This is a genomic window from Burkholderia latens (assembly GCF_001718795.1).
GTDB classification, from domain to species: domain Bacteria; phylum Pseudomonadota; class Gammaproteobacteria; order Burkholderiales; family Burkholderiaceae; genus Burkholderia; species Burkholderia latens_A.
In genome coordinates this window covers 1,647,820-1,662,620 of sequence record NZ_CP013438.1, presented here as the reverse complement: position 1 = coordinate 1,662,620, position 14,801 = coordinate 1,647,820, and the positions used below count along the sequence as shown (strand labels likewise).

Genomic DNA, 14,801 nt, shown 5'->3' with positions numbered 1-14,801 from the left:
ATAGACGAGGCGGCCATGCTGACACACCGGCACATCGAGGTCTTCCGCGCGCTGATGGTGACCGGCAGCACGACGCGCGCGGCCGAGATGCTCTATACGTCGCAGCCGACGATCAGCCGCGAGCTCGCGCGGATGGAGCAGGTCGTCGGCTTCGCGCTGTTCGAGCGCTCGCACGGACGGCTGCGGCCGACGATGGCCGCGCTCACGCTGTTCGACGACGTGCGGCTTGCGTATGTGGGGCTCGAGCGTGTCGCGGCCACCGCCGCGCGGCTGCGCGAGTTTCGCGACGGACAGCTGTCGGTGATCGCGCTGCCGGCGTTTTCGCATGCGATCCTGCCCGGCGCATGCCGGCGCTTTCACGACGCGCATGCGGGCGTCAGCGTGTCGGTGGCGACGCAGGAGTCGCCGGTGCTGGAAGAGTGGCTGACCGCGCAGCGCTACGACGTCGGGCTGACCGAGCACGACGTCGCGCCGGCCGGCACCGTGCTTGCGCCACTGCTGGAAGTCGACGAAGTATGCGTGCTGCCCGACGGGCATCCGCTCGTCGGCAAGCATGCGATCGATCTTGCCGATCTCGCCGATCGCCCGTTCGTAAGCCTGTCGCTGAACGACCCGTACCGGATCCTGATCGACGAGGCGTTCGCGCAGCTCGGCGTCGCGCCGCGTTCGGTGATCGAGACGCCGTCGGCCGTGTCGGTGTGCGCGTTCGTGCGGCAGGGGCTCGGCGCCGCGATCGTCAATCCGCTGACCGCGCTCGATTTCGTCGGGCGCGACCTGCACGTGCGGCCGCTCACGCGCTCGTTTCCGTATCGCGTCAGCGTGATCGTCCCCGAGCATCGGCCGAAAAACCTGCTGGTCGATGCATTCACCGATGCGTTGCGTGGCGAGGCGGACGCGATCCGCCGCAGGCTTGCCGCGTTGCCGCACTGACGCCGGCCGTATGATGGACATTTTGCTGCGTGCACTCTCTGTCCGATGGAACCCGTGATGACCGACACTTCGTCGTTGCCCGAACAACCGACACTCGCCGGCGAGCGCATCGCACTGCGGCCGCTTGCAGCCTCCGACCGGCAGGCGCTGCTCGATGCTGCGGCGGACGGCGAGTTGTGGAATCTGAAGGTCACGGTCGTGCCGGACGAGCGGACGATCGACGCGTATATCGACTCCGCGCTGCAGGGCCGCGCGGCGGGCACCGTGATGCCGTTCGTGATCGTCGACCGTGCGTCGGGGCGCGCGATCGGCAGCACGCGTTTCTGGAAGATCGACCGCAAGAATCGCAAGCTCGAGATCGGTCATACGCGGCTGAGCGAATCGGTTCAGCGCACGCGCGCGAACACCGAGGCGAAATGGCTGCTGCTCACGTACGCGTTCGACACGCTGAAGTGCGTGCGCGTGCAGTTTACGACCGACGAGCTGAACGAGAAGTCACGCGCCGCGATCCTTCGGCTCGGTGCAAAGGAGGAAGGAATCGTGCGTCACGAGCGGATCATGCCCGACGGGCGCAAGCGCAACTCGGTGCGCTTCAGCATCATCGACGACGAGTGGCCGGAAATCCGCGACCGGTTGCGCGCGAAGCTGGCGACGTGACGCCTGCCGCGTGGCCGCAGGCGATGCGACGACACGGCGAAGCGGGGAGGCGGGTATGCCGCCGCGCGCGAATCGCGACGCGCGGCGGGGCGGCGCGTTACTGCGCCGATGCGAGGTGATGACGCTGCGCGAGCTTCTGCGCGTCCGCGTAGTGCGCTTGCAGGATCGGCAGCGCCTGGCGTGCGACTTCCTTCAGCTTCGTGTCGCGGCCGGACGCGATTTCGGCCTGGAATGCCGAGATCGTCTTCTGCTGGCCGGCCAGCGCGACCTGCTCGATGTATGCCTTGTCGAATTCCGCGCCGCGCAGGTTCCTGATGCCGTCCAGCACGGCCTTGTCGGGATCGTTGGCCGGCACGTCGATGCCGCGCGGGCTCGCTGCGCGCATCGCCTGGATGATCTTTTCATCGTCGGTCGAGACGCGTTGCGCGAACGCCTTCACCTGGCTGTCCGACGTGCGCGAATCTGCGATGCGCGCGGCGTCGTGCTGGGTCGACACGGTTTTCGTGCCATCCGTGATGAAGGCCTGGTCGGCTTCGTGGATGCGCGTTTGCGTGGCGGCAGCCGGCGCGGATGCGGCCGGTTGTGCGGTTTGTGCGTGCGCCGTCACGGCGACGAGAAGCAGGCCGGCGGCAGATACTGCGACGCGCGAAAAGCGGGGAAAGCGGTTCATGGGACCTCCTTTCGATCGGGGCTCTGATTAACGGGCGGATCGCGTGATCCGCGGCTGTGCGAGAGACCGGGCATGCCCGGACCGGATTCGATCGCCGCTCTGCCGAGGCGGCGTTCGGTGTATGCCGGCCCGACTGATTCTAGGAGCGCGCCGACGTAGCAGGTGCAACCGCGCTGTGGTTTGTGTAACGGTTGGTAAGACGAATCGGGGTGTGCACGCGCAAGCAGGTAGGGCGTACCTGTCGTGCATCTCGCGGCGGCAATTTTTGCGCGCGTGACGTGCGCGCGATGAATGTGACGTGTGCGAATTTCATCGGCATTTCATCATCGGCCGGGGCGCGCGCACTTCGTCCAATGACCGCGCGTCGCATCTGACGCGCGATGCGTGCGCCGCTTTCATACGCGATCGAGCAGTGCGTCGAGCTGCGGCAGCAGCGGGGTCGCGCAATGTGCCTGCAACGCATCGGGCGCCGTGTAGCCCCATGCGACGCCCTGGAACGCGATGCGCGCGCGGCGCGCCGCTTCGGCATCGCGGATTTCATCGCCGACGTACAGCACGTCGGCGGGCTGCATGCCGGCCTCGCGCACGAGCGCGCGCAGCCGGCGCGCCTTGCCGAACAGCGGAATGCCGCACGCGAACGTATCGACGCGGCCGCTCGCTTGCGCGCCGAGGCGGTCGCGCACGACGTCCTCGTGGTTCGACGTGGCGATCGCGATACGGATGCCGCGCGCGGCAAGTGCATCGAAGGTCGCGTCGACGCCGGGGAACAGCCTTACCTGCGCGATGCGCGGCCGCATCAAGCGGCGTATGTCGAGCGTCACGCGCGGCACTTTCCACATCGGGACCTCGAGTGCGCGGATGATTTCGCGCGCGGACATGCCGCGCAGCATCGGGCGCAGCTCGGGCGTCGCGTCGCGAAAACCGTGCAGACGCGACGCTTCCGTCAGCGCCGAGAGAAAGCAGTCGAGCGAATCGGCGAGGGTGCCGTCGAAGTCGAAGGCGATGAGTCGATAGGGCATGGGGTGGTGCGACTGGATGCGGTTGGCGCTAATCGTAAAGGCAACGGCAAGACACGATGCTGAGCCGGAGGTCGTCCGCTTCATAGACAGGCGGTTGGTGTCGTCGATGCGGCGCGACCAGAACGCGGACAGATCGGCCGTCAGCGGTTCAGGCTTGCCGGTACGTTCGAACGGTGTCCGTTGCGCTTCGCGAATCAGCTGGTCGATGCGCTTGAGCGTCTTGCGGTCTTGCCCCGCCGGCAAACGTAGCCGTCCCGCGCAGCGGACGTAAAAAGCACGCGACGGACGCTCATTCTTTGTCACCCGCGAGTGTGTGTTCCCTGGTCTTGCCCTTGCGCAATTGCGCGATCGAGCGTTCCACGCGAGCGACGTTGGCCGGCGAGTGCAGCGGGTGAATGGTCTCCATCAGACTGTCATGGTGTTCCTGCGACAGGATGACCGCATTGCGCGCATCGCGACGCGTGAGAAGCGTCATGTCTGGATCGTCGACGACCTGCTCGATGACGGTTTTCAAATTGCTGCGGGCATCCGAAAAATGAATGGTGCGCACGATGTGCCCCACTCGTACTTGTGCCTGTGCAAGTATAGCGGGCGGGCCGAAGGGTTGTACCGGCTGTTGTACGTGCCGACGCGCGTATCGCTTGTCGCCCGCCTCGCACAGCGCTATCGTTTCCGCTTCGCCCCGCGCCCTCCCGGAGAACCGACGTGCCCGCAACCCCATCCGCCGCGCTGAGATTTTCTACCGACAAGCGCGAGCTCGACATCGACACCATCTTCGATTTTCTGCACCGCGACGCGTACTGGTCGCGCGGTATCCCGCGTGACGTGGTCGAGCGTGCGATCGAAGGATCGCTGTGCTTCGGCGCGTATGTCGGCGACCGCCTCGTCGGGTTCGCGCGGCTCGTGACCGACCACGCGACGTTCGCCTACCTGTGCGACGTATTCGTATTGCCGGCCGAGCGCGGCAACGGCTACGGCCGCGCGCTGATCGACCACATATTCGCGCAGCCGCTGCTGCAGGGCCTGCGCTGCATCATGCTGTCGACGTCGGACGCACACGGCCTGTACCGGCCGGTCGGGTTTGCGCCGCCGGCGAAGCCCGAGCTGCTGATGGAGATTCGCCGCTCGGACATTTACGCGAAACGCTGACGCGCGGCGTCTGCGTGCGAACGCATACAATACGCGCTTTCGTTTTTTGCCGAAGGGAAGCCCATCATGACCGAACAGGAAGCCGAACAGCTCGCCACGCATCGTCACTACAAGGGCGGGCTGTATCGCTACATCGGTGTCGCACGTCATTCCGAAACCGAGGAATCGGTAGTCGTGTACGAGCATCTGTGGCCGCATGCGCGCGGCCTGTGGGTGCGGCCGGAAGCGATGTTCAACGAAAACCTGCCGGACGGCACGCCGCGTTTCCGCAAGCTGCGCGACTAAACGGCTAAATGGCAGCAGGCCGCGGCCGGTGGTCGCCGCGCCCGCTGCCGCGCACACGCCGCGCCGGCTGCGGTCTTGCGGGCCGGGCCGAGCGGATCGCTCCGCGCTTACGCGCGCGCCAGCGCGCTCGTCAACTCGGCCGGCCCGTGCACGACCGTCACTTCCGGCGTCCCGTGCCACGCGGCGAGCCGCTTCACTGCCTTCGCGACGTCCGCCGCGAGCCCGGTGCCGAATCGCACGCCGGGCTCTACATGCACCGCCTTCAATTCGAACGTGCCGAGCGCGCGATGCGCTTTCGCGTCGACGCGCGCGATCAGCCGCCCCCGATGCAGCACCGGCAGGCAGAAATAGCCGTAACGTCGCTTGTGCGCAGGCGTATAGCATTCGATCGTGTAGTCGAACCCGAACAGCGTCGACGCGCGCCGGCGGTCCCACACCACGGGATCGAACGGCGACAGCAGTGTCGTGACCGTGGAGCGCAGCGTATCGGCCGCGGCGGCCGGCAGCAGCGGGTCGAGCGACCGATGCACGTAGGCCGGTTCCTTCCAGTCGGCGATCTGGACCGGGATCAGCTCGCCGGCGTCGGCCAGCTGCTCGAGTTCCGCACGGTACGAACGGCGCGGCAGCCGGTAGTAATCGGCGACCCAGTCCGCGCGCACGACACCGAGCGCGCGGCACGTGTAATCGAGCAGTGCGGGCAGCACCGCGTCGCGCGGCGGCAGGTCGCGCGCATCGTCCCAGTCCGGCAGCACGCGCTCGCGCACGTCGTAGATGCGCTGGAAATTGCGGCGCTCCGCCACCATCAGCTCGCCGAGCGTAAACAGTACTTCCAGATGCTTCTTCTCGGGCTTGCGGTCCCACCACCCGTTGCCCTTCGCGCCGTCCTCGCGGATGAAGTCAGCCGAGCGCACGGGGCCTTCGTCGCGGATCCGGGCCAGCAGCCGTTCGATTTCCGCTCGGTTCTGCGCGTGCCAGTCGGCCGCGTATTTCCAGCCCATGCCGGACGGATCGAGCATCTTGTAGCGCATCAGCCCGAATTGCTCGATCGGCAGGAAACACGCCTCGTGCGACCAGTATTCGAACAGGCGTGCTTCGGCGAGATGTTCGTCGAGCCACTGCGGCGCAAAGTTGCCGAGCCGGCTGAACAACACGAGATACGGGCTGCGCGCGACGACGTGAATGGTATCGATCTGCAACTGCGCCATTCGGCGGATCGTGTCGAGCACGTCGGCCTTGGTGGCCTTGCGGCGAGGCGGGGTCAGCAGGCCCTGCGCGGCGAGATGCAGCGCGCGGGCGGAAGCGGGCGAGAGCGTGAGCATCGGAACGGCGGCTGAGGGTGACGGTCGGGCACCACTTTAGCGCGAAAGCGGCACGCGTGTGCGGCGCATGCCCGCGCTGCGTCTGACAATGCTTGACAGATGCGCGGCGCGAGTTTCCCTATAGTGCACACATGGCGCGACGAAATGTGCACGCAACGATTCGGCTTCCGACGCACATATGTCAATGGCACGCAGGAAGCAGATCCGGGATTCTCAACCCCCAACGAGAGACCCGGAGCCCTGAGCGGATATCCATACGGCTGTGCACCGGCCCCGTGTGGATGTCCGCTGATTTTTTTGGAGCGTGCAATTTCTTCGTCGCGTGCCGCTTGCGCAGGCGCGTTTGTCTATTGCCGCTTGCCGCGCGCGACTTCGTCGCCGGCGCCGGGAGGCAGCCGCCGCGTAATCGGGATCGATGCGAACGAGCACAGCCCGACCACGACGAACGCCGGCCAGAAATCCGACCAGACCATCGTCTGATGCCCCTGCGCCCAGTGCGACACGTGCAGCACGAGGCCGGCGACCGTCACGCCGAGCCCGAGCGACATCTGCTGCACGACGCTGCCGAGGCTCGTCGCTCGGCCCGCATCGGCTTGCGAGATGTCCGCGTAGATCATCGAATTCAGGCTCGTGAACTGCAGCGCGGGGAAGATGCCCCCGACCAGCACGATCGTCCAGATCGCCCACGTCGGCATGCCCGGGTGGAACACGCCATACGCGGCGATCGCGAGCCCCGCGAACGCGGCGTTGTAGATCAGCACCGTGCGAAAGCCGAAGCGGCGCAACGTGTGAGTGGCCGTCGAGCGGCTCACCGCACCGCCGAGCGCGGACGCGCAGGTAATCAGCCCGGAGTGGAATGCGCTCATCCCGAGCCCTTCCTGCAGCGCCAGCGGCAGCAGGAACGGCACCGCGCCGAGACCGATGCGAAACAGCGACCCGCCGACCACGCTCGCGTGGTAGGTCGGAATCTTCAGGAAGCTGAGGTCAAGCACCGGCCGTTCCTTGCGGCGCGCGTAAGGCACGTAGAGCGCGAGCATCGCGAGGCCGACCCCGCACATCGTCAGCGCGTTGGCGCGCGACGTCAGCGAGCCGTCGATCAGCGTGAGGCCCATCAGCAACAGCGCGGCGCCGCTCGCCGACAGCAGGAAGCCGAACCAGTCGAGCGGGCCGGGATCGGGCTCGTGCGTGTTCGCGATGTGCTTGCTCGCAAGGTAGATCCCGTAGATGCCGATCGGCACGTTGATGAAGAAGATCATCCGCCAGTGCAGGTAGGTCGTGATGAAGCCGCCGACGAGCGGGCCGACCGTGGGCCCGAACAGCGCGGGAATCGCGAGGTAGTTCATCGCGCGCACGAGATCGGAGCGCGGCACCGCGCGGAAGATGATGATCCGGCCGACCGGCACCATCATCGCGCCGCCGACGCCTTGCACGAAGCGCGCGAACGTGAGCAGGCCGAGGGAGTTGGACGCCGCGCACATCAGCGAGCCGGCGACGAAGATGCCGATCGCGGTGCGGAACACGGCGCGCGCGCTGAAGCGGTCGGCGAGCCATCCGCAGATCGGGATGAATACGCCGAGACCGACCACGTAGGCCGTAATCGCGATGTTCAGGGTGACGGGGTTGTGCCCGAAGTCTCTCGCCATCGCGGGTAATGCGGTGACGATGATGTTCGCGTCGACGCTTTCCATGAACAACGCACAGGCAACGATGAGCGGTGCTAGAAAGACGGGCGACATGGGCAGGGCGCGCGGTAAAGACGCCATTATGCCCACAATGTGGTCGTCGCGTCACGCGACACAACGCTTGTTCCGCATGTTGCAACAGTCGTTCCTGCTACCGCGGTTGTAACAAGAGACGACTGCGGCGGCGCCGCATCGCGGGACGGCAACTTGCGTGCGATGCGCGTTTCGTGCGACATTCGAAACACGTCTGTGCCATACAACGACGCGCATCGATCGACGGCCATCGAGACGAGCGCACGCGCGAACGAGACCCCTGCCGATCCATTCACCATCGAAAGGAGGGGACACGCCATGACGTCACGTCGTGCCGCATCGACCGCATCGCATTCCACGCTGCATTCCGCACCGTATTCGTCGCCGCCCGCCCCGCGCATGCGCTGGGCCGCCGTCATCGCGGTCGCGTATCTGGCCGTCGCCGGCTGCGCCGCGCAGGCCGACAGCGCGAACCGCGCACCCGCGCAGGCGGGCGCCCAGGCCGCCGTGCCCGCTTCGGCCGCGTCGACGAACCAGAGCGCCGGCACGCTGCTGCCGCCGCCGAGCCAGCTGTACGGCGACCTGTTCGTTGCCGTGCAGACCGCGCAGCTGTACCCCGACCAGAAAACCTTCGTCGACGCGACGCCCGATACCGATCCGGCGACGATCGTGCAGTTGTATCAGCAACAAAAGTCGCAACCGGGCTTCTCGCTGAAGGCGTTCGTCGACCAGCACTTCACGCCGCCGCCGCAGGGCGGGGTCACGCCGCCGCCGAACCAGACGCTGCGCGAGCACATCGACTGGTTGTGGCCGCAACTGACGCGCACGACCACCACGGTGCCTCCGTACACTTCGCTGATCCCGATGCCGAAGCCGTACGTGGTGCCGGGTGGACGTTTCCGCGAAGGTTACTACTGGGACACCTACTTCACGATGCTCGGCCTGCAGGTGTCGGGACGCGAGGATCTCGTCGACGACATGCTCGACAACTTCGCGCATCTGATCGACTCGGTCGGCCATATCCCGAACGGCAATCGCACGTACTACGCGAGCCGCTCGCAGCCGCCGTTCTTCGCGTACATGGTCACGCTCGCCGCGCAGGCCGAAGGCGACAAGGTCTACCAGAAATACCTGCCGGCACTGCGCAAGGAGTATGCGTACTGGATGCAGGGCGAGGCCACGACGCCGCGCGGGCAGGCCACGCGCCACGTGGTCGCGATGCCGGACGGCGCGGTGCTGAACCGCTACTGGGATGCGAGCGCCACGCCGCGCGACGAGTCTTATCTCGAGGACGTGACGACCGCGAAGGCCGTGCCGAGCCGTCCGGCGAACGACGTGTACCGCGACCTGCGCGCGGGCGCAGAAAGCGGCTGGGATTACAGCTCGCGCTGGTTCGGCGACGGCAAGACACTCGCGACGATCCGCACGACGTCGATCGTGCCGGTCGACCTGAACAGCCTGATGTTCCATCTCGAGACGACGATCGTGAAGGGGTGCGCGGTCACGCGCGACATCGCGTGCGTGACGGACTTCTCCGGGCGCGCGGCGCGCCGTGCGGCGGCAATCAATCATTACCTGTGGAATCGTCGCGGCTATTACGGCGACTACGACTGGCAGCTGCGCAAGCCGCGCGACGCAGTGACGGCGGCCGCGCTGTATCCGCTGTTCGCGGGCGTCGCATGGCCGGAGCGCGCGAAGGCGACTGCGCGTGAGGTGCGCAAGACGCTGTTGCAGCCTGGCGGTCTCGCGACGACGACCGTGAACACGGGCCAGCAGTGGGATGCGCCGAACGGCTGGGCGCCGTTGCAGTGGATCGCGATCGAAGGGTTGCGCCGCTACGGCGAACCGGCGCTCGCGAAGGACATCGGCACGCGCTTCCTGGCCGACGTGAAGCACGTGTATGCGACCGAAGGCAAGCTTGTCGAGAAGTACGTGGTCGAAGGTGCCGGCGCGGGCGGCGGCGGGGGCGGCGAGTATCCGCTGCAGGACGGCTTCGGCTGGACGAACGGCGTCACGTTGAAGCTGCTGGGGCTGTATGGCGAGTGACGGAAGTCCTTGATGGGCCGCGTTGACGCACGCGCGCAAGACGTCTCGCGCAACGCACGCAACACGCGCGCGTGAACGCAGCGGGCCGGATCGCCGCCGCAGCGGCAGTCCGGCCCGCATTGGATCAGCGGTGCGTCAGAACGTGATCGTGGTACGCACGCCGACCACCGTTTCGTCGCCGATGCGCGCACCGGCCGCGTTCGGGTTCGGAATCCCGCCGCCCGGCCGGAAGAAGTGCTGCAGATCGGCCTGCAGTTGCCACCACGGCGTGACTTGATACTGGTAAGTCGCCTCGATCACCGTTTCGGCGCGGCGCACCGGATAACCGGGGGTGGCAAAGGTGCCGGTGTCGCCGTCGAATCCGCGCGCATGCGAGCCGATCTTCGCGTAGCCGACCGCGATGCCGGCCGCGTCGTTGTCGCGTCCGGCGAACGGCGCCTTCAACGTGACGCCCGCATTCGCCGCGAAGTCGACGACGTTGCGATCGCCGGGCGCGCCCATCACGCGCGCGAACACGCCGACCGAACGCGGACTGTCGGCCGACGGCCGCCACACCATCTGATCGGCGACTGCGTAGAAGCCGTAGTTGCCGCGATGCGTGGCGGCAATGCCGTTGCTCGCGGGATTCGCCAGCGACAGCCCATCGGTACCGAAGCGCGGATCGTTTGCATGCTGCGACTGATACCAGAAGCCGAGCTTGTACGTGCCCGGCAGGCCGGACGGTTGCGGCGCCTTCGGATCGGCGGGCGACGCGTTCAGCGCATACTGGAGCTCGCCGATCACGAATGCGCCGCTGCGCAGGTTGAAGTTGGTGCCGTGCGCGTTCAGTGCCTGCGCATCGCCGTCGCTGCGGCCGGCCGGGTTGCCGTCGTACACGCCGACCATCGCGGTCCATGCGTCGGCCGGTTTCACGCGCAGCCGCACGCCGAGCGACGACAGCGGATAAGCGGCGCCGCCGGCCGGCAGATCGGCCGCCGGCAACACGGGCCAGCCGAACGTCGCGTTCATGAACGTCGCCGCGTACTGGCTCACCATGAATTCCTGGTCGGCACTCTGCTGACCGATTCTGACATCGGCCTTGCCGCCGAGGAACGCCTGCTGATACCAAAGCTCCCACAACCGGGTGGTCGAATTCGCCTCGATGCCGGTCGCGGTCTGCAACGTCTGCAAATAGCGTTGCGTGAGGTTGGTGCCGTGGATCTGCAGCGCCGATACGTTGAACGTGCCGCCCGGCAGCCCGACCGCCTTCTCCGTATCGACGTCGAAGCCGAATTGCGTGACGCCCTGGTATGCGCCGCCGCGCGCCGTGCCGCCCGCGGCGTTGTACAGGTATTCGCTGGTTTCCTGCAGGTTCAGCGTGACGCCGTGGTCGCCGAGCACGTCGCGCAGGCCGCCCATGCTGCCGAGCAGGTTCGAGCGTTCCCAGAAGCCGGTGGGAGCGGGCGCGGCGGCATCGGCGGCCGGTTGTGCGGCGGCGGGAGAGGCTGTCGCGGCTTCAGCGGCCTGCGACGAAGATTGCGCGAATGCGGGCGTGGCCGCGAGCGACAGCAACAGCGCGGCGAGCGCATCGACGCACGCTGTGCGCGGGGCGGATTCAAAACGATGCTTCATGCGGGCTCCGGATTTCGATCGATGAGTGTCTCTGAAGAAATGGCAGGGCGGGGTGACCGCCGGGGAGGCGGCGTCTACGGCAGCCAGCCGCCGATGCGCCACACGTGCGCGAAGCCGACACGCGACGCGGCCGCGCAGAGTAGCGCGACGAGCGCGACGGCGGCCGCCATCGCTGCGATCAGCACGCAGTCGAGCGGGCGCGGCAGCAACCGCGGGTGGGCGAGCGTGGCGCCGCGCCGGGTGAAGGCCTGGGCGAGCGGCGAAAGCGCGCAGACGCGCGAGCGGGCGCGCGCCACGAGCGCAAGCCGCTTGAGTCTGAGTGCGAAAGTCGAAACGAACATCGCGTACCTCCGTTCCGTCCGGCGAATACCGGACGACGTATGCGAGCGCGGACGCGTGATGCGGCCTGCGATCAGCGGTTGGAACGTAACGGAGCGTGCGACTGACGGACCAGCGGTGGCCGGCCCGGGATGAAGCGCGCTAACCCGACGAATGCGAGCTAGCGGCGAATGACATGCGTCTGCTGCTATCTCGCGATGGCTTGGCCGGTCTGAACCGGCATCGAACTGCAACTCGAGCATGTGTCCACGGAGGGACCCCCTTGATGAATTGGGGCGGATTGTAGTCGCGAGTTTTGCTGCGGCGCAAGCAAAAATGTGTCGTACGGCGCGCACAGCGCCGCGGCGTGACGACGGCGCCGTAGCGCGCGGACGCGGCGTTCGGCGCCGGCCGGCGGCCCGCCGGCACTGTTGCTGAAACGCATCGGCGCTGCGCGCGATGCGGTGCATTGAAAGGTTGCAAAGCGCCAATTCGGGCGCGAATCTTTCAGCGTGCGGATGCGGCAAAAATATTCCGCGCACGGCCGTTCAAAGGGTTGACTTCCGTTTCGGCCGGTCCATAGAATCCGGCATCTTCACTCTTGGGGCCGCCGCCTTGGACGCCTGCAGTAGTCGATCTTCGAACGAAATTTCCGCCTGAGCGACCGACGTCCGCGCCTCATCGAAGCCGCCGTTTGTCGCCCAGGCAAACGGTGCGCGCAGCAGTATTCCGCAGCAAATTCCTACGTGCACCCTGATTCGCGCCGGTTAGCGTGATGCGTTCGCGCATGCGCGAGCCGGTTCCGCCGCCGCTCGATGCGCGGCCGCGTTCGCGCATGCGTCCCGCGTGCGCCCGAACGGCGGCCCGTGCGTCGGGCGGCGGCCAACCGTGTTCTCCGGAACACCGCACAGGAGCCGCCATGAACGACAGTGACAGTTGTCCCTTATGCCCGCTACACCAACAGACCCTTTTGAACCCGGGTCGCAGGGACATTCCGGCCGACTAGCCTGACACGTCGTTCAGGCCCCGGACTGGCCCCGCGCCCACCACGCGGCCGGCACGCCTGCCGTCGCCGCACGGAGCCAGACCATGAACTTCGGCCTTCTGCTGTCGAACCTTCCGCACGTCACGGAATCGCGTCAGCACTACGACGCGATGCTGATGCTCGACGCCCGTCCGCGGGTGTTCTCCCGTTTGTTCACGCGCTTTCTGAAACCGTTGCTCTCCTGACCCGACACGCCGAGCGCGTCTCGGCATGCGCGCGCGGCCTGGCCGCACGCGCATGCCAAGGCCACACGCTCGCCGGATAAAAGAACCAGCCGTACGGAATTCATCATGTCCACCCCATCCAACGTCTCTCCACCGATCGCCGTCGAACGCAGCGCCGTGCTCGACGAAGCCCACCTGGGCGACATCCGCGGCGCGCTCGGCACGATCGCGCACCATGACACCGCCGCGCGCGGCACGTGGCGGGCGCGCCTGCGCACGCTGCTCGCGATCGTCGGCCCCGGCCTCATCGTGATGGTCGGCGACAACGATGCCGGCGCGTTCGGCACGTATACGCAGGCCGGCCAGAACTACGGCACGACGCTGCTGTGGACGCTGCTGCTGCTCGTGCCGGTGTTGTACGTGAACCAGGAAATGGTGCTGCGCCTCGGTGCGGTGACGGGCGTCGGCCATGCGCGGCTGATTTTCGAACGCTTCGGCAAGTTCTGGGGCGCGTTCAGCGTGATCGACCTGTTCCTGCTCAACGCGTTGACGATCGTCACCGAATTCATCGGCATCACGTTCGTACTGGCTTTCTTCGGGCTCCCGAAGGTCGCGGGCGTGTGCGTCGCGGCCGCGCTGACGATGGCGGCGGTGAGTACCGGCGATTTCAGGCGCTTCGAGCGGTTTGCGATCGTGCTGTGCGTGCTGAGCCTGCTGCTCGTGCCGGTGCTCGTGTCGATCCATCCGCCGGTGTCGCAGATGTCGCGCGACTTCTTCGTGCCGAACTGGCCTGCGCACGCGAAGCTGTCCGACGTGATGCTGCTCGTGATCGGCATCGTCGGTACCACGGTTGCGCCGTGGCAGCTGTTCTTCCAGCAAAGCTACGTGATCGACAAGCGCATCACGCCGCGCTTCATGAAGTACGAGAAGGTCGACCTGTGGATCGGCATCGTGTTCGTCCTGATCGGCGCGGTCGCGATGATCGGTTTCAGCGCCGCGCTGTTCGGCGGTCATCCGGAAGCCGGCCGCTTCACCGACGCCGGCGGCGTGATCGCGGGCCTCGAGAAGTATGCGGGCCGCACGAGCGCGACGCTGTTCGCGGTCGCGCTGCTCGACGCGTGCATCATCGGCGCGGCGGCGGTGTCGCTGTCCACTGCGTACGCGATCGGCGACGTGTTCAAGATCCGTCATTCGCTGCATCGCGGCGTGTCGGACGCGAAGGGTTTCTATCTCGTCTACTTCGGAATCGTTGCGGCTGCGGCTGCGCTCGTGCTGATTCCGGGCAGCCCGCTGGGCCTGCTGACCGAAGCGGTGCAGACGCTCGCCGGCGTGCTGCTGCCGAGCGCGACGGTGTTCCTGCTCGTGCTGTGCAACGACCGTCACGTGCTTGGGCCCTGGGTCAATTCGACGAAGCTCAACGTGTTTACCGGCGCGGTGGTGTGGGTGCTGGTGCTGCTGTCGATCATCCTGACCGCGTCCGTCATGTATCCGGACATCAGCGGCGAAGCGATCGTCGACGTGCTGGTCGGCGGCACGGTGCTCGCGATCGCCGGCTATCTCGCGACGGTGCTGATCCGCCGCAACAAGCGCGTCGTCGAGCCCGGCGTCGACCGCTCGCTGCGCGACACGTGGCGCATGCCGCCGCTCGAGTCGCTCGAGCCGCAGAAGATGACGGCCGCGACGCGTGTGTGGATGGCCGTGCTGCGCGGCTATCTGGTAATCGCGGTCGGTCTCGTGATCGTCAAGGTCGTGCAGATGACGCTGCTGAAGTAACGGCGATCGTCCGCGATGAAGCGGCGCCGGACCCGGCGCCGCGCCGCAACACGCACATGCCGGCCCGCGCGGCCGGCATGTGCGTTTACGCGTTCGATGG

Annotated in this window: 14 protein-coding genes and 1 pseudogene; 7 read left to right on the top strand and 8 right to left on the bottom strand. The window is 67.0% G+C overall.

What is annotated here, in order from left to right:
• The first annotated feature begins 15 nt into the window (after positions 1-15).
• On the top strand, positions 16-930 hold the full coding sequence (locus WK25_RS26670) for a LysR family transcriptional regulator (protein ID WP_040140482.1): 915 nt from the start codon (positions 16-18) through the stop codon (positions 928-930).
• Positions 931-987: 57 nt separating this feature from the next.
• Positions 988-1,587, top strand: coding sequence for a GNAT family N-acetyltransferase (locus tag WK25_RS26665; RefSeq protein ID WP_069243558.1), 600 nt, complete (start codon positions 988-990; stop codon positions 1,585-1,587).
• A gap of 97 nt (positions 1,588-1,684) precedes the next feature.
• Here the strand turns inward: WK25_RS26665 and WK25_RS26660 are convergent, their stop codons facing one another.
• The 4 genes and pseudogenes from WK25_RS26660 to WK25_RS26650 form a co-directional block, all read right to left on the bottom strand.
• The gene (locus WK25_RS26660; RefSeq protein ID WP_040140480.1) at positions 1,685-2,257 is read right to left on the bottom strand and encodes a DUF4142 domain-containing protein; all 573 of its coding nucleotides are present in this window, start codon (positions 2,255-2,257) and stop codon (positions 1,685-1,687) included.
• Between the two features lie 395 nt (positions 2,258-2,652).
• Entirely contained in the window at positions 2,653-3,276 is a 624-nt protein-coding gene (locus WK25_RS26655) for an HAD hydrolase-like protein (RefSeq protein WP_040141242.1), read from the bottom strand.
• A gap of 28 nt (positions 3,277-3,304) precedes the next feature.
• A pseudogene (locus tag WK25_RS31880) lies at positions 3,305-3,569 on the bottom strand (Txe/YoeB family addiction module toxin).
• Entirely contained in the window at positions 3,566-3,826 is a 261-nt protein-coding gene (locus tag WK25_RS26650; protein ID WP_069243557.1) for a type II toxin-antitoxin system Phd/YefM family antitoxin, read from the bottom strand. Before WK25_RS26650 ends, WK25_RS31880 begins: the two are co-directional and overlap by 4 nt.
• A gap of 155 nt (positions 3,827-3,981) precedes the next feature.
• Here WK25_RS26650 and WK25_RS32225 point away from each other — a divergent pair, with 155 nt between their 5' ends.
• Positions 3,982-4,425 carry a GNAT family N-acetyltransferase gene (locus WK25_RS32225; protein WP_040140477.1) on the top strand — a complete coding sequence of 148 codons (444 nt, stop codon included), beginning with the start codon at positions 3,982-3,984 and terminating at the stop codon, positions 4,423-4,425.
• A 66-nt stretch (positions 4,426-4,491) separates the two neighbouring features.
• Complete coding sequence (locus tag WK25_RS32220; RefSeq protein WP_006751720.1) at positions 4,492-4,710, top strand: DUF1653 domain-containing protein; 219 nt, start codon at positions 4,492-4,494, stop codon at positions 4,708-4,710.
• 107 nt (positions 4,711-4,817) lie between these two features.
• Here WK25_RS32220 and WK25_RS26635 read toward each other — a convergent pair whose 3' ends face one another.
• On the bottom strand, positions 4,818-6,029 hold the full coding sequence (locus WK25_RS26635) for a winged helix-turn-helix domain-containing protein (protein ID WP_069243196.1): 1,212 nt from the start codon (positions 6,027-6,029) through the stop codon (positions 4,818-4,820).
• A gap of 347 nt (positions 6,030-6,376) precedes the next feature.
• Entirely contained in the window at positions 6,377-7,765 is a 1,389-nt protein-coding gene (locus tag WK25_RS26630; RefSeq protein WP_052110986.1) for an MFS transporter, read from the bottom strand.
• A 297-nt stretch (positions 7,766-8,062) separates the two neighbouring features.
• Between WK25_RS26630 and treA the strand changes: the two genes are divergently transcribed.
• On the top strand, positions 8,063-9,790 hold the full coding sequence (gene treA, locus WK25_RS26625; protein WP_069243195.1) for an alpha,alpha-trehalase TreA: 1,728 nt from the start codon (positions 8,063-8,065) through the stop codon (positions 9,788-9,790).
• 135 nt (positions 9,791-9,925) lie between these two features.
• On the opposite strand, the gene WK25_RS26620 is transcribed toward treA, so the two are convergent.
• Both WK25_RS26620 and WK25_RS26615 read right to left on the bottom strand, forming a co-directional pair.
• Complete coding sequence (locus tag WK25_RS26620) at positions 9,926-11,401, bottom strand: carbohydrate porin (protein WP_059544368.1); 1,476 nt, start codon at positions 11,399-11,401, stop codon at positions 9,926-9,928.
• Between the two features lie 74 nt (positions 11,402-11,475).
• Positions 11,476-11,742 carry a hypothetical protein gene (locus WK25_RS26615; protein ID WP_040140465.1) on the bottom strand — a complete coding sequence of 89 codons (267 nt, stop codon included), beginning with the start codon at positions 11,740-11,742 and terminating at the stop codon, positions 11,476-11,478.
• Positions 11,743-12,808: 1,066 nt separating this feature from the next.
• On the opposite strand from WK25_RS26615, the gene WK25_RS31875 reads away from it, so the two are divergent.
• Positions 12,809-12,949 (top strand): hypothetical protein, encoded by a 141-nt coding sequence (locus tag WK25_RS31875; RefSeq protein WP_167432679.1) that lies wholly within the window; start codon positions 12,809-12,811, stop codon positions 12,947-12,949.
• A 105-nt stretch (positions 12,950-13,054) separates the two neighbouring features.
• Complete coding sequence (locus WK25_RS26610; protein ID WP_040140463.1) at positions 13,055-14,701, top strand: NRAMP family divalent metal transporter; 1,647 nt, start codon at positions 13,055-13,057, stop codon at positions 14,699-14,701.
• Positions 14,702-14,801: the final 100 nt, after the last annotated feature.